Origin of the sequence: Radicibacter daui (assembly GCA_030657355.1) — a bacterium.
GTDB classification, from domain to species: Bacteria; Pseudomonadota; Alphaproteobacteria; order Radicibacterales; family Radicibacteraceae; genus Radicibacter; species Radicibacter daui.
Window position 1 is genome coordinate 719,256 of record CP131057.1, and the last position, 17,936, is coordinate 737,191.

The following is a 17,936-nucleotide window of genomic DNA, read 5'->3' on the forward strand; positions in this document are numbered from 1 at the left end:
GAAACAGCAAAGGGCTAAAACAGGGGGCCCCGGCGAACGAAACGCCGGGGCCCTTTCATTACGGAGGCTAACCAGCTGATATATCGAAAGAGATTGGCGGATGATCGGCGCAAGATCGCCAGAATATGAAAAAAGCCTTAAAACCCCAAGCAAAGCGCCATATTTAAAATTTTAGACAAATACATTTACCCTTGCCCTCTGCGTCAAATCGGCGCAGTTTATCGGAAAGCCATGAAGGCTGGGGCGGTCCCTCAGGGGTGGATGCGCCTTTCATCGCAAGAAGCGAGGAACCGGAAATGATTTCCGTTGGCACCAACACGGCTGCGCTGACTGCCAAGCGCAATCTGGACACTAACAGCAACAATTCCTCATCGTCGATCGCCCGCATGTCTTCAGGCACGCGCATCACCAAGCCCATGGATGATGCGGCCTCGCTTTCCATCAGCAACAAGATGCGCTCGACGATCTCCTCGCTCGGTCAGGCTGCGCGCAACGCCTCGCAGGGTGCATCCCTGCTGCAGGTGGCCGCTGGCGGTCTCTCCAACATCTCCGACATGCTCGACCGCATGAAGGTGCTGGCGACCCAGGTCGTCAACGACACCCTCGGTGCTTCCGAAGTCTCCTACGCCCAGCAGGAATTCGGCCTGCTGATGGATCAGGTCGACAGCACCGCCAAGCAGACCCGTTTCAACGGCACCTCGCTGCTCACCGGCGGCTCGGGCCAGGTTCAATACGCCAACAACAACAAATCCGCCGACGGCCTCAATTCCGCAGCCGGTGCTTTTGCCGGCACGCTCAACTCCGCGGCGTCCTCGGGCTATGTGCAGCATGTCTTCGGCGCGGCCAACACCATCGACGTGAAGGTCAAGGATGGTGTGGTCAGCCTCAATCTCGGTGGGGAAACCTTCACCGGCTCCTCCAACGTGCAGGCCAATGGCGTTCTGGTGCTCACCAGCAGCACCAATGCCGGCAACAAGGTCGCCTTCGATGTCGGTTCGGCCACAGCCGCCATCGACACCGACAGCGAGATGCAGACCCAGGTCGCAAGCCTGCTCGCCAACTCGACCCTCCAGATCGGCTACGCCGAGAGCATCGGCAACGTCACCGAGGTCAATTACGAGATCCCGGGCCTTGGCAGCACCTCGACCCATTCTTTGCTCAATCTCGACCAGAGCTCTGGCGTCGTGCAGGGCTCCGTTGCCGCCGCGGGCGACATCACCGTGACCGGTACCACCAGCGACTACACGGTGCAGATGATCATCGATGGCGAGACTTTCCGCGCCTCGTCGGTCACCGTCACCGACGGCGGTGTGCTGAAGCTCACCAGCACCCGCGACAGCGGCAACGTGCTGGCCATCAATTACGGCAGCGACACTTCAGACATGAATGTCGACGCCACCACCTTCCAGGCCCAGCTGCAATTCTCCTTCGGCGCGCCGATCTTTGGCCAGACGCCGGCCACCTTCAATATCGGCAACGCGGAATCCGCCTTCGGCCTCAACACCGCCACGGCCGGCTTCTCGGGTTCCATCAACACCACCAACACCGCCGGCTTCATCGACGGCGTGGCGAGCGGTGTCACGGTCACGAAGAACGGCTCCGCTTTCGACGTCAATCTCGTCGTCGGCAACCAGACCTTCCAGGCCAAGGGCTTCTCCGCCACCAACAACGGCCAGTTGAACCTCATCAGCACCACCGATGCTGACAACGTCATCTCGTTGAACCTCAGCTCGACGGCCAGCACCTCCCTCGACACCCTGCCGGAACTGCAGGTCGGCCTGCAGCGCCTGCTCGGTCTCGACCCCACCTCCGGGGCTAACCCGGCACGCTTCCAGTCCGCTTCCGCCAATAACGATGACTATAATGGCTTCGAAATGGGCGTGAACCAGACCATCAAGGCGTCCGCAACCACCCAGCCCGGCACCTATGCCCTGTCCTATGACGCCGACGACAAGACCTTCAAGCTGACGGACGGTGTCACCGTCCTCAAGGCTAGGCTCGAGAAGGATGGCGATCAGACGGTCCAGTTCTCCAACGGTCTGTCACTGACCCTCGGGTCCAGCGGCAACACCTTCGACTGGAGCAAGGACATGACCCAGATGGTGTTCAATGTCGGCGAAGGCAGCGGCCAGAACTTCGTGTTCCAGGTCTCTGAAATCGCGGGCGACGATCTCACGGTCAACATGACCGCCGCGACCGTCGATGCCCTCGGCCTCACCGGCATGAACATCAACACCAAGGATGATGCCCGCAAGGCCAGCATCGCCCTGGACAGCGCTCTCAACACCGTCAACACCGGGCTTGCCAATATCGGCGCCCAGCAGAGCCGGTTCGAGTTCATCCAGGCCAACATCTCGACCCAGGTGGAGAATTCCTCGGCAGCACGCGGCACCTTCTATGATGTCGACATGGCTTCCGAAATGATCTCCTTCACCAAGTCCCAGACCCTGATGCAGGCCGGCGTTTCCATGCTGGCACAGGCCAACCAGATGCCGCAGCAGCTCCTGCGTCTCATCGGCTAAGCCCGAAACAGCAAAGGGCTAAAACAGGGGCCCCGGCGAACGAAACGCCGGGGCCCTTTCTTTTCCAATTTCCGCGTCAGACAGTCATGATCTGGCGCGCTGCTTCCGACATCCGGCCGGTCACAGAACTCTGCTGCTCCACGGCAGCAGCCGTGGCCCCGACATAGCCCTGCACCTTTTCAATCGCGCTGCGGATCGTCATCAGGGCATCGCCCACCTCCCCGGAGATGCCCCGCATATTTTCGATCTCCCCGGTAATACGCTCCGTGGCGTTGCGGGCCTGTGTCGCGAGGTTTTTCACTTCGCCTGCGACGACGGCAAACCCTTTGCCGGCTTCTCCGGCCCGCGCGCTTTCGATGGTGGCATTAAGGGCAAGCAGATTGATCTGTGCCGTAATGTCCTTGATGACATCGACAATGCCGCCCATCGCTTCGGCAGCCTCCACCAGCCGGTGGGAGGCCGTGTCCGCCGAGGCCGCCAACCCGACAGCCTCGGCCGCCGTCTTGGTGGAATTGCTCATGCTTCCGGCGATTTCTGTAACGGACTGGCTGAGCTCGTTTGTTCCGACCGCGACCTCCCTCGCCATCTCGCTGACCTTGCGGTCATGCTCGGCGGCGAGCACCCGCTCGGTTACGTCCGTTGCATATTTCACCACGCGGCTCACATTGCCGAAGGCATCCTGGACGGGGTTATAGCTGGCCTCGATCCAGACTTTTTTTCCGCCCTTGCCCAGCCTGCAAAATTGGCCGCTCTGCAATTTTCCGGCGCGCAGATCTGCCCAGAACTGCCGGTATTGCGGGGTCTCGCTTTCCCCGCGCGGCAGGAAAAGGCTGTGGTGTTTGCCCTTGATCTCCTCCAGCCGGTATCCCATCGCCTTGAGGAAGTTTTCGTTGGCGGTTTCTATGGTGCCATCCAGCGCAAACTCGACGCTCGCCTGCGCCTTGTCGATCGCGGCCAGCCGGCTCGCATTCTCAGCGGCGAGACGCTTACGTGCCGAAATATCGACGGCGAACTTGATGACGCCTGTGACCTTGCCATTATCATCAAATAGCGGGTTATAGATGGCGCGCAGCCAGATTTCCCGCCGGCCCTTGGCAAAGCGCAGAAATTCATCATCGATTTTCCGCCCGTCCCGCAACTCCTGCCAGAAGGCATGATAAGCAGGGCCTGCCGCTTCTGCCGGGTCGACAAATATCCGGTGATGCTGGCCAACAATCTCGTCCGCTGAATATCCCATCACTGCCGAGAAGTTTTCATTGGCCCTGACGATGGTGCCGTCGGCGGTGAATTCGATCACGGCGAAGGTGCGGTCGAGGGCTCCCAGCACACTGTCGTCATAAGCGCGTTTTTTGGCCCGCCGGGTGACATCGGTGGCCACCTTGACGACGCGTATCGTCTTGCCGGCCGCATCCAGCACCGGTGTATAGGTCGCCTCAAGCCAGACCTGCCGTCCGTCCCGGCCCACACGGTGAAATCGCCCTACCTGACGCTGCCCGGCGCCCAGCGACGGCCAGAAAGCCTTGTACTCGGGCGTCTCCCGCTCGCGTGGGTCCACAAACAGACTGTGATGCTTGCCTTTGATATCGCCGAGCTCATAGCCGACGACGTCCAGGAACATCTGGTTTGCCCACAGGATCGTCCCGTCCGGTTCAAATTCGATAAGCGCCACGGAGCGTTCCATGGCCGCTCTGAACGCCTGCAAATCGCGAAGCTCTGAATGCGAAAGTCCAGAAAACATTACGGCGGCTCCTTCGCAGCTATCCATAGGCCCTGACCTATCGATTTCTGGCCATTTTATCCGGCAGAGACCACCTGATCCAAAGTATAAATGTAATAAACATAATGAATAGGATTTACAAAGTCTCCAAAATATCATTCACATCAAAGGCATATGTCATTGATTTACAAGTTTTAAATGATTCATTCCCAAATCATTTTCTGACAAATCTTAACATTCTGGACATATACTTCACAGGAGCATGATGGAGGACCAGCCTGACACGCCGGCCTCGCCTGTCAAACAGACCGTGCAAACAAAAAGCCCCGGCGCCTGGGGCGCCGGGACTTTTGTTCGAGAGCCTGGAGCGCCTCAGACTGTCATGATCTCGCGCGCTGCCTGCGACATGCGGCCGGTGACCGAGCTTTGCTGTTCCACGGCAACCGCCGTGGCTCCTACAAAGCCCTGTACCTTTTCGATGGCGCTGCGGATGGTGCTCAGCGCATCGCCCACCTCACCGGAAATGCCGCGCATATTTTCGATCTCGCCGGAAATACGTTCCGTCGCATTGCGGGCCTGCTGGGCCAGGTTCTTGACCTCGCCGGCCACGACCGCAAAGCCTTTGCCGGCCTCGCCGGCGCGTGCACTCTCGATGGTGGCGTTAAGCGCCAGCAGATTGATCTGGGACGTGATGTCCTTGATGACATCGACGATACCGCCCATCGCCTCCGCCGCTTCGACAAGGCGGTGGGAAGCAACGTCGGCCGAACTGGCAAGCCCGACGGCCTCGGCCGCCGTCTTGGTCGAATTTTCCATACCGCTGGCTATTTCGCCGACCGACTGGCTGAGCTGCGTGGTACCCACGGCAACATCGCGCAACATCTCGCTCACGCGCCTGTCGTGTTCGGCTTCCAGTACCCGCTTCGTCACGTCGGTAGCAAACTTCACCACCTTCGCCGGCTTGTTGCTGCAGACATCCATGACCGGATTATAGCTCGCCTCGATCCACACATCGCGCCCACCCTTGCCAATGCGATGGAACTGGCCGGATTGCGGCTTGCCAGCCCTCAAATCATCCCAGAAAGCCTTGTAACCCGCAGCATTGCGCTCTTCGGCTGGCATGAACAGGCTGTGATGCTTGCCGCGGATTTCCTCAAGTGTATAGCCGAGGACTGCCAGAAAATTGGCGTTGGCCGTGATGATGGTGCCGTCGAGATTGAATTCGATGACGGCCTGGGACTTGTCGAGCGCGGCCAGCTTTGCGGCGTTTTCAGCAGCAGCCAGCTTGCGGGACGTAATGTCGACAGCAAATTTGACTACGCCGCGCACCACGCCATCTCCGTCGAGGATCGGGTTATAGCTGGCGCGCAGCCAGACATGGCGTCCGCCATTGGCAACCCGCATGAACTCACCCTCGCGACTGCGTCCGGCGCGCAGATCTTCCCAGAAACTGCGGTAGGCCTGGCTTTCACTCTCTGCCGGCATCATGAACATGCGGTGATGCTGGCCAATGATTTCCTTTTCTTCATAGCCCATGGTCGTCAGGAAATTGGCATTGGCCTTGCGGACGATGCCATCCACGGTGAATTCGATCACCGCCTGGGTCTGGTTGATGGCATTGATCAAGCTGGCATTGTGCGCGACTTCCTGCATGCGGGCCGAGCTTTCGCAGGCGATCTTGACCACCCGCTCCACCTTGCCGCCGGGGCCGACGACCGGGCTGTAGAAGGCTTCCAGCCAGATGCTCTTGCCACTCTTGGAAACCCGGCGAACCTCGCCGGAGCGTGACTGGCCGTCACGAAGCGCCTTCCAGAAAGCGGCATAGCCCGGATCGGCCGCTTCATCCCTGCCGACAAAAAGGCTGTGATGCTTGCCCTGGATCTCTTCGAGCCGGTACCCGACGGTATCGAGAAATTTCTGGTTCGCCGTCAGCACCGTGCCGTCCGGCGCAAACTCGATAACGGCTACGCAGCGCTCAAGCGCCGAACGAAAGCCCTGCAGGCTGCGCAGGTCCGATTGAGACCCAAAGTTAAACATGCTGATTTCCCCCAGCAGAGAATAACCATCCGTGTTGGTCGGGTGATACACCGGGCTACTGAAGGTTGAAATCCTGCAATGGGCTGAAATATTCGCCCTATACCAATGAACTTAAGATCATAATTGATCTGGTTTTGTAAAAACTAAAGCTAAAATCTTATGCATTCTTTTTTAATAGAGATCAAAATATCAACTTATAAGACGCATCGTTTATTTAAAGGTTTAGCGGTCTCATGTCCCCGGCGCAACGGCTCGCCAGACACACCGAGGATCACCACCGCCTGAACTGACAGTCGTTCAGAGCGCCCGGCGGAAAGTGAGGTTGAAGCGCTGGCGGCCGAGCCCTGGATGCGTGCCGTCCTTCAGCGCAAGCACCCCGTGATAGGCAAGACGCGCCGGCCCACCCCACACCACGACATCGCCGTGGGAGAGCGGAAGCTTCACCACCGCATCGCTGCGCTTCAGCCCGCCGAACTGGAAGGTTGCCGCCAGACCAAGCGAGACGGAGACGATGGGGTGTCCACAATCCTTCTCGTCCCGGTCCTGATGCAGGCTGAGCCGGGTACCGGGCGCATATCGGTTGATGAGGCACACATCCGGGACGAAACCGGCAAACCCGCCTTCGGCCGCTGCCGCCCCGGCCAGATCGGCGAAGACGGACGGCATCACTGGCCAGGATTTACCACTCAGCGGGTCCTCCGGATCATAACGATAACCCGACCGGTCGCTGACCCAGCCGGCGGCACCGCAATTGGTCATCGCCACCGACATGGTGAAGCCGCCGGGCGTTACCATATGGCGCAGGGGAGCTGCGGCGATCGTCGCCTCAAGCGCCGGCAGCAAGGCCGCTTCAAAGGAAAGGGCAAAGCCCTTCAGCAGTACGGCGCCGGGGCTGATTTCCCGCCGCCGGGGCTCAAGCGCCCCAAACAGATCGTCCACTTGTCCGCTCTAGCCCTTTTCGAACTGCACATAGACGGCCTCTGCCATCTCCAGCAGTTTCTCACGCTCAAGCGTCGCCGTCAGGGCAAAACCGAGGCCACGATCCACCCAGTAGAAGGCGGAAACATCGCCGCCGGCCATGAAGCGGAAGGCCGTCTCGCCGCTGCCATCGGCCCGCAGATAGAGCGTCAGCCGCTCGCCAGCTTCGTTTTCATACATGAGCTGCGCAGCAGCCTCCCCCTCGGCCGGCAGCAGGCGCCCGCCCATGAGGCTGTAGCCGAAGCGGGAAAGGTCGGGCGCCGTCAGCGGCTTGCCCACGCGCTTGGTCAGCCACTTGACCAGATGCTGCTCCTGATCGGCCTTTACCTCCACCGGGTGCGTTACCTCCACCACGAAGGCACGGTGAGCATCGGCGGCATCCGCAACAAGCTGGCGTGCCGGAACGAGAGCCGGATCGGCCGGGCGGACCATCGCGATCCCGGCGGCCCCATCGGCCGGCTCCATCAAACCGCGCCCGGCCCATCCGCCCCCAAGACCAAGGGCAATCCACAGCACAGCCGCCGCAATACGGCGCAAGAATTCATGCTGCCGGCGCTTCTGCTGGTCACGAATGGCGGCTACCCGAAGCCGCGCCGGGATTGGCTCGGCCGCCTTGCCGGCAAGGCGGGTGCGCAGCGCCTCCTTCTGGCGGCGCCAGTTTTCGATATTGGCCGTGGCAGACGGGTTTTCCGCAAGCCAGGCTTCCACGGCCAGCAGGCGTTCCCCTTCCAGCCGGCCATCGGCATAGGCCTGCAGATCGTCTTCTCCAAGCGGAGCGCTGCCTGTCATTTCACCCTCCGCAAGGCCGGCCCGGCGCCGCGCTCCAGCAACTGTTTCAGCCGCTCGCGCGCCCGGGCAAGGCGGGACATCACCGTCCCCACCGGCACATCAAGGACACGGGCCGTGTCCGCATAACTCAACTCTTCCACCGCCACCAGCAGCAGGGCCGAGCGCTGCTCCTCCGGCAACTGCTCGATACCCGCCAGCACATCGAGCGCGGCAAGGCGGGCCTCTCCATCCACCCCGCTGGCCGGCACCTGTTCCAGCACGGCCGCATCCACCTGCAGGCCGCGCATGCGCCGGGCGCGGAAGCCATCGATGTAGCGGTTGCGCAGGATGGTAAAGAGCCAAAGCCGCACCTGCCCGTCACGCGGGCGCAGCCGCCAGCCGCGCACCGCCCGCTCAAGGCAGTCCTGCACCAGATCGTCCGCCGCCTCGTCCCCGCGCAGCAAGGCATAGGCATAGCGGCGCAGCGAGGGAATGTGCGGCTCGATCAGCGCTGCCATTTCATCCATGGGGCGTCCTGCTGTCGCTGGAGGCGCGAGCCGGATTTTTCGCATATCAGCCGGGCAGCGGGGCGCCGGCGGGTTTCGGCCCGCGAGCGCCCGCCCCCGTCAATACTTACGGCTTGGCAATGTGCCAGACATTCTGCACACCGTCGCCGGTCACATCGCCGGCAGCCTTGTCCTTGACCCAGCCATAAAGCGGCCAGCCCTTGTAGGCCCACTGGGTCTTGCCATCATCGCGCGTCACCACGCTCCAGTCGCCCATGGCCTTGGCGCCGGCATCGGCCATGAAGGGCGGCCAGTTGGCGGCGCACTTGTCGTTACACACGGACTTGCCATTGCCCATGGTGTCCTTGTCGAAGGTATAGAGCGTCATGCCCTTGGCATCGGTCAGCACCTTGCCTTTGGCGCTGTCGCCCACCATCGCCGGACCCATGGCATCGGCAGAGGCCGCAACCGGGGCCAGGGCGCCGACGCTCATCAGGGCGGCAAGCGCCAGCGGCGCGGCATAACGGGTCAGTTTCAGCATTGGGAAGTTCCTCCTCGCCCCGGGGATCGTTCCATGGGGGATCGTTATCAGGGGCCGGCGTCCCCGCCGGCAAGCCGCTTTCGCCAGCTCAACCCCGACAACGTTCGAGGCAGGAGGTTTATTCCCCTACCCGCAAAAGTTTTTTTGCAGGGCCTCTCAGGCCACCCCCTCATAGAGCAGTTCGGCCATCATGCCGGCCTGCATATGCATGAGGTTATGGCAGTGCAGCGGCCAGCGCCCCGGATTGTCGGCATCGAAAATCACTTTCGCCGTTGCCATCGGCGGCACCAGCAGGGTGTCGCGTCTGGCGCCGGCAAGGGCTTCTCCGGCAATCTCCACCACCTGGAAATGATGGCCATGCAGGTGCATGGGGTGCGCCATCATGGTGTGGTTCATGAAGGTAAGCTCCACCCTCTCCCCTTGCCGAACCATGAAGGGCGTTGCATCCGGCCAGGCAGCGGGGCCCACCGACCATTGATAGGGCGCCATGCCCCCCATCAGCATCACCGGCACCTTGCGGTCCACCGGGCGGGCAGCAAACCCGCCATCCGCAGCGCGCAGCTGCCGCTCGAAAGCGAGATCAAGCGCCGGCATCTCCTCCTCACCCGCCAGGGCAAGCTTGCGCACGGTGGCCCCTTTCGGGGCCAGCAGGATGCCGGTGCGCTCCCGCGCGCCCTCCCGCAGCGCCAGCACGGCAAAGGCTTCTGCCGCATCTGCCGGAATTTCCACCATCACATCCAGCCGCTGCGCCATCGAGAGCGGGAAGCGGCTGCCCGTCACCGGTTCGGCCGCATTGCCATCCACGGCCAGCACAGTCACGACAAGGCTGCCGAAATCCACCCAGAATGCCGTGCCGCTGGCGGCATTGATGATGCGCAGCCGCACCCGCCCACCCCTCTCCACCGGCACCACCTGCGGGTCGGAGAGCGTACGGTCATTGGCGAGGTAAGCATCATAGTCGATGTCATTGAGGTCCATGACCATGCCCTCCATCGCCATGCCCGCCATACCGGAACCCATCGCGCTGCCCGCCTCCGGCATGGACATTCCTGGCATCGACATCCCCTGCATCGACATGCCGCCCATCGGCATTTGCCCGCCGCCCATGCCGGGCATCGCGCCGTGGCTCATGGCGCCGCCGGCAAGGCCGGCCAGCAGTTCCTCCGGCGCGCGGAAGCTGAAATCATGCAGCATCAGGATCACTTCCTGCACGTCCGCCCGCACATCGGCCTCAGTGCGCACCACCAGCGGCGCCGCCATCAGCTGCGCTTCCTGCAACCCGTGGTGGGAGTGCATCCAGTGGGTGCCGCTGCGTGGTATGAAATCATATGAAGCGACCCGCCCGGGCGCGAGCGCCGGGTGGAGATGATCGGCAACCCCGTCCTGCCCGTAAGGCGGCGTCTGGCCGTGCCAGTGGATGATGGTGTTTTCGCCGCTGTCATTGGCAAGCTGCACGGCAAAGCGCTCGCCCGGCTCCAGCACGAGGCCGTGCCCGCCGTCGGCCCGGGTAATGCCAAAAACACTGGCGGCCTTGCCGCCCACCTCAAGGCTGCGGCGGCCTGCCGTCAGCAACAGGGGCGCCGCCTCGGCCCGGGCAGCCTGCGGCAGGGCGAGGGAAGAAAGCACCGGCAAGGCAAGGCCACTGCCGGCCGCCACCAGAAACCGGCGGCGCGAAAAAAGCGTGTTCATTCAAGGATATCCTGTTTGCCTGAAGAAAACCGGCCGGGGGCGTCATGGAGCGGGAAGATGCACCTATCCTGCATCTCCCGGCGGCAGGGCCCCTCGGCACGAAAAAGGGTTCAGGCAAAAAGGCGCGGCGGGCCGGTCAGCGTCGGCGGGCTGACGCCGGCAAGCGGCTTGACCGCCATGGCGAAAGGCAGCAGCGCCGGTTCAGGCAGGGGACTTCCCCCGAGGGCAGGCGGCAGCGCGCCATGCATCAAAAGGCAGGTGGCATCCATCGGGCAGCGCGCCGGGGCACTGGCCTTGCCGGCCTTGTGCATTCCGCTGGCCTGCTCCAGCGCCATCTCGCCGCAATGATCGGCAATAACGACAGAAGACTGTCCGTTACCGGCCGGCATGGCGGCAAGGGCCCGCTGGGGCAGGGCCGGCAACAGGGCAAGCGCCAGGATCAGCAGCAGGGCAATGCCCTGCGCCCCCATCCAGCGTCCCTGACGCCCTCTCCTGCCCGATCCGGACATGACTGGCCGATGCCCCCGCCTGTTTGCCACCCGCGAGGCGCAGGTAGCCGCGCGAGTATGCTCCTGCCACAGGCCGGCTGGCAATTGACGCCGCTGCAGGTTGGACATTCCGTCCCGGCACCCTAGTCCCGATCTGGTGCGCCCAATGGAAACAACGGGCGATATGGGCGCGCCTCTTCCACCGCCCGGGCAAAGGACGGGCGGGCAAGCAGCCGGCTGCGATAGGCGCGCAGGACGGGATAACTCTCGGCAATCTGGTGGACCCAGTCGGCATAAAAGAGCGAGGGTGCTGCGGCGCAGTCCGCCAGGGTAAAGGCCTCACCCGCGGCCCACTGCCTGCCGGCCAGTTCGCCTTCCAGCCAGCCATAGGCACGTTCCAGCTTTTCTACTGCCAGGCTCAACCCGTCGCGGCGCTTTACCGGATCACCGGTCAGCGCGCCATCGACGGCAAGCTGCATGGCATTCATCACATGCAGATCGAAGAAGCGGTCGAGAAACCGGATCTTGAGCGCCGCAAGCGGATCCCTGGGCAGCAGGGTTACCGGTCCGGGATGGGTGAGTTCCAGATATTCGATGATGATGCTGGTCTCGACGATGCTCTGCCCGCTCTCGACCAGCAGCGGAAAACGCCGCAAGGGCCAGCGACGCAGCCACTCCGCGGTGTGATCCGGATCGTCCGGGCCGATGCAGCGGAACTCGAACGGCGTGCCGTTCTCGTAAAGCGCGATCAGCACCTTCTGCGTATAGGACGAAAACGGATGGCCATAGAGCGCCAGTGACATGCTTTTCCCTCCCCATTGCCCCGAGGCTGGCCCGCCGCTTCAGCGGCTCTTGATGGCCTCACCGAAGATATGCGGCTGCATCAGGCCCGCACAGTGCACGAAACAGAGCTTGTTCCCCTCCGGGTCCCGGCAATAGGCGCCGTAATAGTCAGCGCCATATCCCGGCCGCAGCCCCGGTGCCCCTTCGTCACGCCCGCCCGTCGCCAGCGCCGCGGCATGCGCCGCATCCACCGCAGACGGGCCCGGCGCAGCAAAACTCACCTGGCTGCCATTGCCCCAGCTTGCCGGCAGGCCGTTGAAGGGCAGCTGCACATAAAATTGCGGCCATTCGCGCCCCGGCTGATGCCAGAGGATGCCGGCCGGCCCGCCATCATCCTCGTCCGGCCCGCGCTGAAGGCCGAGCGGCGCCAGCACGGCGTCGTAAAAACGGCCCATGACCGCAAGGTCGCGCGCCCCGATGATGATGTGGCTGAACATGGAAGGGCCGCTCCTGTCGCCGGAGGAGAGAACCGGCAGAAAGAAGCGGCCGGGGACCTAACCCTGCCCGGGGCCGATCAGTTCGGCAAGGGAGGCCGGGCGCACGGCGCGCTCGGAAAGGTCGAGCCCGGAGAAAAGATCGACGAGATGGCTTTCCATCACGCCGCTTGCCCCCTTGGCATCATGCCGCTCGATGGCATCCACCAGCGCTTCATGGGCATGGCGCTCGCAGGTCGTATCCTGACGGCGCCAGAAGAGGGCGACGATGAGCGAGGAGCGGGAGACGACCTCCCGCACGAAACCCGCCAGCACCGGCTGGGCGGCGATGTCGGCGATCAGGCCGTGGAAGGTGCCGGAAAGGAAGATGGCGCGCCGGTTGTCGCGGGCGTGAAGCGCCTCATGTTCTTCCAGCGCGTGGGCCCGCAGGCGGGCAACGTCCTCGGCGGTTGCCCGCTCGGCCGCCAGCGCCGCCATGCGCGGCTCCAGCAGGAAACGCGCCTCGAACACATGGCGGGCTTCAGCCGGTGTGGGATGGGCGACGAAAGCGCCGCGATTGGCCTCGATCGTTACCAGCCCCTCATGGGCCAGCGCCTGCAGGGCGTCACGGGCAATGGTGCGGCTGGCTCCAAAAAGCGCGCCGATCTCGTCTTCCGGCAGGCGCATGCCGGGAGCAAGGCGATGGTCGAGAATGGCCGTCAGCAGCGAGGCGTGAATGGCGCGGCCGCGCGCACTGCGCAGCACGAAACGGCCGGGAATGACGCTGTCGACCGTATTTTCGGAAAGCCCGTCCGCCGCAAGCTCGATAGACGCCACCATCTTCCTCCTCGCCGGCATGCGCGGGCGGTGACTTGCACTGCCGGACCGGGCCGTTTCCCGCTTATTATAGGGGCAAGTTTGGATCCGGCAACGCGCCAGATCGTATACAATCTATGTTTTATTGTGCGCACAATCTTTGAACATCATTGCGCACCATAACCGCGCACATGCGCATAAATTAGGCATGAACACTGCCCCGAAAGGCAGCAGGGCGCTACTGCCTTTCAATAAAAATTTTCGCAGTTTTTCAGAAGGTCGGGGAGCTTTTTTGCGGCGCAGCAGCCTTTGGCACGCTTCCTGCCATATCCGGCGAAACCTGAATGGCCCCCTGACCCGCCGGAGACCCCTTCTTGCGCCCTGCCGATCTGGAGCTTGCCACTGTCATCAAGAGCTACGGCGACACCGTCGCCGTCCGGGGTATCTCGCTGAAGGTGAAGGCCGGCACCTATTGCTGCCTTCTCGGCCCCTCGGGCTGCGGCAAGAGCTCGACCCTGCGCATGATTGCCGGCCATGAGGATGTGACCAGTGGCGACATCGTGCTGGGCGACGACATCGTCAACGAACTGCCGCCCGCCAAGCGCGGTACGGCCATGATGTTCCAGAGCTATGCGCTCTTCCCGCATCTCAATGTGCGCGACAATGTGGCCTTCTCCCTACGCATGAAGGGCATCGCCAAAGCCGAGCGGCACAAGCGTGCGGACGCGGCGCTGGAGCTGGTGGCGATGGGCCAGTATGCCGCCCGCCTGCCTGCCCAGCTTTCAGGCGGCCAGCAGCAGCGCGTGGCGCTGGCCCGTGCGCTGGTCACCGATCCGCAGGTGCTGCTGCTGGACGAGCCGCTGTCCGCACTCGACCCGTTCCTGCGCATCCGCATGCGCGCCGAACTCAAGCGCTTCCAGCGCGATCTCGGCATCTCCTTCATCCATGTGACCCACAGCCAGGAAGAGGCGATGGCGCTTGCCGACCTCATCGTGGTGATGAAGGACGGGGTGATCGAGCAGGCAGGCTCCCCGCAGGAGATTTTCAACGCCCCCGCCACCGAGTTCGTCGCCCGCTTCATGGGCGGGCACAACGTGCTCACGGTCGGGGCCAAGCGGGTTTCCGTACGCACCGACCATGTCAGCCTCGCCCCGGCGGGCGGACCCGGCAAGGCCGCGGCCGTACAGGAAATCGAATATCAGGGCTCATTCGTCGTGGTGAGCCTGAAGGCCGCGGACGGTCAGGAACTGACCGCGACCATTGCCGAAAAGGCGTTTTACGCCGCGCCCTTCGGCCTCGGAGATGACGTGACCGTGTCCTGGGATCCGGCCAACGAACATCTCCTTACCAACTGAGGTCAAAGACCCGTTAAAGCCCGCCCGAACAGGGGCTCCACTCACTTTTGGGGACATGAAGCAGATGAGCGCTGATAACACCAAGGGCTCCGGCAAGAATTCCGGGGGCTATTCCCGCCGCACCATCCTGCGCGGCTCGGCGATTTTCGCCGGTTTTGCCGCCACCGCCGCCGTGCGCGGCTTCCCGGCCGTCAAGGCCGCCGACGCGACCACCCTGCGCTATCTCGGCACCGCGGTGAACCAGAGCGCCGACATCGCCAAGAAGGTGAAGGAAGACCTCGGCATCACCATCGAATATGTGCCCGTCACCACCGATGAGGTGACCAAGCGCATCATCACCCAGCCCAACAGCTTCGACATCGTCGACAGCGAGTATTTCTCGCTCAAGAACCTCATCCCGTCGGGCAACCTGATGGGCATGGATGCCAAGAAGATCAAATACGCCGACAAGATTACCTCGGTCTTCACCACCGGCACCGTCAACGGCAAGACCATCGGCGACCAGGGCACCGCGCCGAAGAAGGTGTTCTATCTCGAAGGCCAGTATTCCAAGAAGTTCGCCTCCTCGCCGACCGAGTGGATCACCCTGATCCCGACCACCTACAATGCCGACACGCTGGGTATCCGCCCGGACCTCATCAAGCGCCCGATCGAGCATTGGTCCGAACTGCTGAACCCGGAATTCAAGGGCAAGGCCTCGATCCTCAACATCCCCTCCATCGGCATCATGGATGCCGCCATGGCCATCGAGTCCGCCGGCATCCACAAGTATGCCGACAAGGGCAACATGACCAAGGAGGAGATCGACCTCACCATCAAGACGCTCATCGAAGCCAAGAAGGCCGGCCAGTTCCGCGCTTTCTGGTCCGATTTCAACGAGAGCGTCAACCTGATGGCCTCGGGCGAAACAGTCATCCAGTCCATGTGGTCGCCGGCCGTTACCGCCGTGCGCTCCAAGGGCATCCCCTGCACCTTCCAGCCGCTCAAGGAAGGTTACCGCGCCTGGGCTTCGGGCTTCGGCCTGCCCAAGACGCTCGAAGGCAAGAAGCTCGATGCAGCTTATGACTTCGTGAACTGGTTCCTGTCCGGCTGGGCCGGCGCCTATCTCAACCGTCAGGGCTACTATTCCGCCGTTCTCGAGACGGCCAAGGAATTCATGCAGCCCTACGAGTGGGCCTACTGGATGGAAGGCAAGCCGGCCGAGCAGGACATCCATGCTCCCGACGGCTCGCTGCTGGAGAAGGCCGGCGCCGTGCGCGACGGCGGCTCCTACGACACCCGCATGGGCGCCATCGCCTGCTGGAACGCAGTGATGGACGAGAACGCCTACATGGTGCGCAAGTGGAACGAGTTCATCGCGGCCTAAGGCCTCTGAAAGACCCGTTTCTCGACTGAACCGGAAAGGCTGGAGCAGAACCCCTCGCGGGCCTGCTCCAGCCTCTTCCCCAGACCGGATGAATGATGCGCGCGATCCAGGATTTTTTCTCCCGCACGCTCGCCTACTGGCAGGCCGCGCCCATGGCGCTGGTCTTCGGTTTTTTCTTCCTGTTGCCGCTGGCGGCAACGGCGATGGTGAGCTTCTGGGAATATACCGAATACTCGATCGAGCCCGCTTTCGTTCTCACCAACTACTCCGATGCGTTTGACGGCTGCATCAGTAGCCTGCCGGACCTGTGCACCACCTTCCGCACCTATCTCTCGACGCTTTTTTTCTGCGGCGGCACCTGGCTTCTGACGCTCATCATCGGCTTCACCGTTGCCTGGTTCCTCGCCTTCCATGTCCGGACCATGACGATGCAGATCGTGCTTTTCACGCTCTGCACCATCCCGTTCTGGACCTCCAACGTCATCCGCATGATTTCCTGGATTCCGCTCCTGGGACGCAACGGGCTGATGAACCAGCTCCTGTTGTCTCTCGGCATCGTCAGCCAGCCGCAGGAATGGCTGCTTTATTCGGATTTTTCGGTGCTGCTCGCCTTCGTGCACCTCTACACCTTCTTCATGGTGGTGCCGATCTTCAACTCGATGATGCGCATCGACCGCGCGCTGATCGAGGCGGCCTATGATGCCGGCGCCTCCGGCTGGCAGACATTGTGGAACGTGGTGGTGCCGCTCACCAAGCCGGGCATCACCATCGGCTCCATCTTCGTCATCACCATCGTGATGGGCGATTTCGTCACCATCGGCATCATGGGTGGCCAGCAGATCGCCTCGGTCGGCAAGGTTATCCAGACCGAAATCAGTTTCCTGCAGTTCCCGGCGGCAGCTGCCAATGCCGTTATCCTGCTGATTTCGGTGCTGCTCATCATCGTGGGGCTCACCCGCCTCGTCGACATCCGCAAGGAGCTTTGAGATGAGCGCCGAACGCCGCCCCGCCTCCTTCTACTGGCTTGCCGCCTTCTTCGCCCTCTTCGTGCTGTTCCTCTACGGGCCGGTCATCACCATCGTTACCCTCTCCTTCCAGGGGCCGGAGGGTGGCCTGACCTTCCCGATGCGCGGTTTTTCCACCTACTGGTTCTCCAAGCTGTGGGAAGGCATCGGCGTCGTCGATATCGGCGCCGCCCTGCGCCGCTCCGCCGCGCTCGGCGTGGTGGTCATGCTGCTGACGGTGGTCTTCTCGGTGCTCGCCGGCCTCGGCCTGCGCCAACGCTTCCGCGGCTCCGGCATTCTTTTTTACGTCGCCATCGCCTCGCTGATCGTGCCATCGATCGTCGTCTCGCTCGGCATCGCGCTGGAATTCCGCATCGTCGATGACAGCATCAAGGCCTTTGGCGATGCCTATGAGGTGGGCTGGATCCAGTCGAGCTACACCACCATCATGGGGCTCTTTACCTCGGGGCTTGGCGCGCATCTGACCTGGACGCTGCCTTTCGGCCTCCTGATCATGATCGCCGTCTTCAACCGGCTGAACCCGGCTTATGAAGAAGCGGCGCGCGATCTGGGTGCCAGCCCGTGGCAGACCTTCCGCTTCGTCATCCTGCCCATCATCACCCCGCCGCTCATCGGTGTTGCGATGTTCGGCTTTACCCTGTCGTGGGACGAGCTGGCCCGCTCCAGCCAGGCCATCGGCGCCTACAATACCCTGCCGATGGAGCTGCGCGGCCTTACCACCACCGTTACCACCCCGGCCATCTATGCCCTCGGCACGGTGACGACCGGCATCTCCTTTGCCGTCATCCTCAGCGCGATGGCGCTGACCTGGCTTATCCGCCGCCGGCGCGCCCGCCATGGCTCCGATGCCGGCAAGGGCATGGTGTGATCCG

Annotated in this window: 16 protein-coding genes; 5 read left to right on the forward strand and 11 right to left on the reverse strand. The window is 62.7% G+C overall.

Annotated elements, in window-relative coordinates; translation table 11 throughout:
• Positions 1 to 296 precede the first annotated feature (296 nt).
• Positions 297 to 2,522, forward strand: coding sequence for a flagellin N-terminal helical domain-containing protein (locus tag QTL98_RS23070; RefSeq protein ID WP_445682488.1), 2,226 nt, complete (start codon positions 297 to 299; stop codon positions 2,520 to 2,522).
• A 76-nt stretch (positions 2,523 to 2,598) separates the two neighbouring features.
• Here the strand turns inward: QTL98_RS23070 and QTL98_RS23075 are convergent, their stop codons facing one another.
• From QTL98_RS23075 to QTL98_RS23125, 11 genes are all read right to left on the reverse strand, one after another.
• The gene (locus QTL98_RS23075; protein WP_445682923.1) at positions 2,599 to 4,287 is read right to left on the reverse strand and encodes a methyl-accepting chemotaxis protein; all 1,689 of its coding nucleotides are present in this window, start codon (positions 4,285 to 4,287) and stop codon (positions 2,599 to 2,601) included.
• 324 nt (positions 4,288 to 4,611) lie between these two features.
• Positions 4,612 to 6,276, reverse strand: a complete 1,665-nt coding sequence (locus QTL98_RS23080) for a methyl-accepting chemotaxis protein (RefSeq protein WP_445682489.1) — start codon at positions 6,274 to 6,276, stop codon at positions 4,612 to 4,614.
• Between the two features lie 297 nt (positions 6,277 to 6,573).
• Positions 6,574 to 7,215: a DNA oxidative demethylase AlkB gene (gene alkB, locus QTL98_RS23085; protein ID WP_445682490.1), complete on the reverse strand. Its 642-nt coding sequence runs from the start codon at positions 7,213 to 7,215 to the stop codon at positions 6,574 to 6,576.
• A 9-nt stretch (positions 7,216 to 7,224) separates the two neighbouring features.
• Complete coding sequence (locus tag QTL98_RS23090; RefSeq protein WP_445682491.1) at positions 7,225 to 8,043, reverse strand: anti-sigma factor family protein; 819 nt, start codon at positions 8,041 to 8,043, stop codon at positions 7,225 to 7,227.
• Positions 8,040 to 8,549, reverse strand: a complete 510-nt coding sequence (locus QTL98_RS23095) for an RNA polymerase sigma factor (protein WP_445682492.1) — start codon at positions 8,547 to 8,549, stop codon at positions 8,040 to 8,042. The genes QTL98_RS23090 and QTL98_RS23095 overlap by 4 nt, the downstream gene beginning before the upstream one ends.
• A 106-nt stretch (positions 8,550 to 8,655) precedes the next feature.
• Positions 8,656 to 9,069, reverse strand: a complete 414-nt coding sequence (locus QTL98_RS23100) for a COG4315 family predicted lipoprotein (RefSeq protein WP_445682493.1) — start codon at positions 9,067 to 9,069, stop codon at positions 8,656 to 8,658.
• A gap of 156 nt (positions 9,070 to 9,225) precedes the next feature.
• A complete protein-coding gene (locus QTL98_RS23105) occupies positions 9,226 to 10,758 on the reverse strand; it encodes a multicopper oxidase family protein (protein WP_445682494.1) in 1,533 nt (510 codons plus the stop codon).
• Positions 10,759 to 10,868: 110 nt separating this feature from the next.
• Positions 10,869 to 11,267, reverse strand: coding sequence for a hypothetical protein (locus QTL98_RS23110; RefSeq protein WP_445682495.1), 399 nt, complete (start codon positions 11,265 to 11,267; stop codon positions 10,869 to 10,871).
• A 122-nt stretch (positions 11,268 to 11,389) separates the two neighbouring features.
• Positions 11,390 to 12,049 (reverse strand): glutathione S-transferase family protein, encoded by a 660-nt coding sequence (locus QTL98_RS23115; protein WP_445682496.1) that lies wholly within the window; start codon positions 12,047 to 12,049, stop codon positions 11,390 to 11,392.
• Positions 12,050 to 12,088: 39 nt separating this feature from the next.
• Entirely contained in the window at positions 12,089 to 12,526 is a 438-nt protein-coding gene (locus QTL98_RS23120) for a VOC family protein (RefSeq protein WP_445682497.1), read from the reverse strand.
• Positions 12,527 to 12,583: 57 nt separating this feature from the next.
• The gene (locus tag QTL98_RS23125; RefSeq protein WP_445682498.1) at positions 12,584 to 13,342 is read right to left on the reverse strand and encodes a GntR family transcriptional regulator; all 759 of its coding nucleotides are present in this window, start codon (positions 13,340 to 13,342) and stop codon (positions 12,584 to 12,586) included.
• A gap of 350 nt (positions 13,343 to 13,692) precedes the next feature.
• Here QTL98_RS23125 and QTL98_RS23130 point away from each other — a divergent pair, with 350 nt between their 5' ends.
• The 4 genes from QTL98_RS23130 to QTL98_RS23145 all read left to right on the forward strand — a co-directional run bounded on the left by QTL98_RS23130 (position 13,693) and on the right by QTL98_RS23145 (position 17,932).
• A complete protein-coding gene (locus QTL98_RS23130; RefSeq protein ID WP_445682499.1) occupies positions 13,693 to 14,673 on the forward strand; it encodes an ABC transporter ATP-binding protein in 981 nt (326 codons plus the stop codon).
• 64 nt (positions 14,674 to 14,737) lie between these two features.
• Positions 14,738 to 16,039, forward strand: a complete 1,302-nt coding sequence (locus tag QTL98_RS23135; RefSeq protein ID WP_445682500.1) for an ABC transporter substrate-binding protein — start codon at positions 14,738 to 14,740, stop codon at positions 16,037 to 16,039.
• 92 nt (positions 16,040 to 16,131) lie between these two features.
• The gene (locus tag QTL98_RS23140; protein ID WP_445682501.1) at positions 16,132 to 17,025 is read left to right on the forward strand and encodes an ABC transporter permease; all 894 of its coding nucleotides are present in this window, start codon (positions 16,132 to 16,134) and stop codon (positions 17,023 to 17,025) included.
• Position 17,026: 1 nt separating this feature from the next.
• Positions 17,027 to 17,932, forward strand: a complete 906-nt coding sequence (locus QTL98_RS23145; RefSeq protein WP_445682502.1) for an ABC transporter permease — start codon at positions 17,027 to 17,029, stop codon at positions 17,930 to 17,932.
• The last annotated feature ends 4 nt before the right edge of the window (positions 17,933 to 17,936 follow it).

What these genes read in the sequence shown, in the direction of transcription:
- QTL98_RS23070 (WP_445682488.1), top strand. Translation starts at nt 297, where the DNA reads ATGATTTCCGTTGGCACCAACACGGCTGCGCTGACTGCCAAGCGCAAT.
- QTL98_RS23075 (WP_445682923.1), bottom strand. Translation starts at nt 4,287, where the DNA reads ATGGATAGCTGCGAAGGAGCCGCCGTAATGTTTTCTGGACTTTCGCAT.
- QTL98_RS23080 (WP_445682489.1), bottom strand. Translation starts at nt 6,276, where the DNA reads ATGTTTAACTTTGGGTCTCAATCGGACCTGCGCAGCCTGCAGGGCTTT.
- QTL98_RS23090 (WP_445682491.1), bottom strand. Translation starts at nt 8,043, where the DNA reads ATGACAGGCAGCGCTCCGCTTGGAGAAGACGATCTGCAGGCCTATGCC.
- QTL98_RS23095 (WP_445682492.1), bottom strand. Translation starts at nt 8,549, where the DNA reads ATGGATGAAATGGCAGCGCTGATCGAGCCGCACATTCCCTCGCTGCGC.
- QTL98_RS23100 (WP_445682493.1), bottom strand. Translation starts at nt 9,069, where the DNA reads ATGCTGAAACTGACCCGTTATGCCGCGCCGCTGGCGCTTGCCGCCCTG.
- QTL98_RS23105 (WP_445682494.1), bottom strand. Translation starts at nt 10,758, where the DNA reads ATGAACACGCTTTTTTCGCGCCGCCGGTTTCTGGTGGCGGCCGGCAGT.
- QTL98_RS23110 (WP_445682495.1), bottom strand. Translation starts at nt 11,267, where the DNA reads ATGTCCGGATCGGGCAGGAGAGGGCGTCAGGGACGCTGGATGGGGGCG.
- QTL98_RS23115 (WP_445682496.1), bottom strand. Translation starts at nt 12,049, where the DNA reads ATGTCACTGGCGCTCTATGGCCATCCGTTTTCGTCCTATACGCAGAAG.
- QTL98_RS23120 (WP_445682497.1), bottom strand. Translation starts at nt 12,526, where the DNA reads ATGTTCAGCCACATCATCATCGGGGCGCGCGACCTTGCGGTCATGGGC.
- QTL98_RS23125 (WP_445682498.1), bottom strand. Translation starts at nt 13,342, where the DNA reads ATGGTGGCGTCTATCGAGCTTGCGGCGGACGGGCTTTCCGAAAATACG.
- QTL98_RS23135 (WP_445682500.1), top strand. Translation starts at nt 14,738, where the DNA reads ATGAGCGCTGATAACACCAAGGGCTCCGGCAAGAATTCCGGGGGCTAT.
- QTL98_RS23140 (WP_445682501.1), top strand. Translation starts at nt 16,132, where the DNA reads ATGATGCGCGCGATCCAGGATTTTTTCTCCCGCACGCTCGCCTACTGG.
- QTL98_RS23145 (WP_445682502.1), top strand. Translation starts at nt 17,027, where the DNA reads ATGAGCGCCGAACGCCGCCCCGCCTCCTTCTACTGGCTTGCCGCCTTC.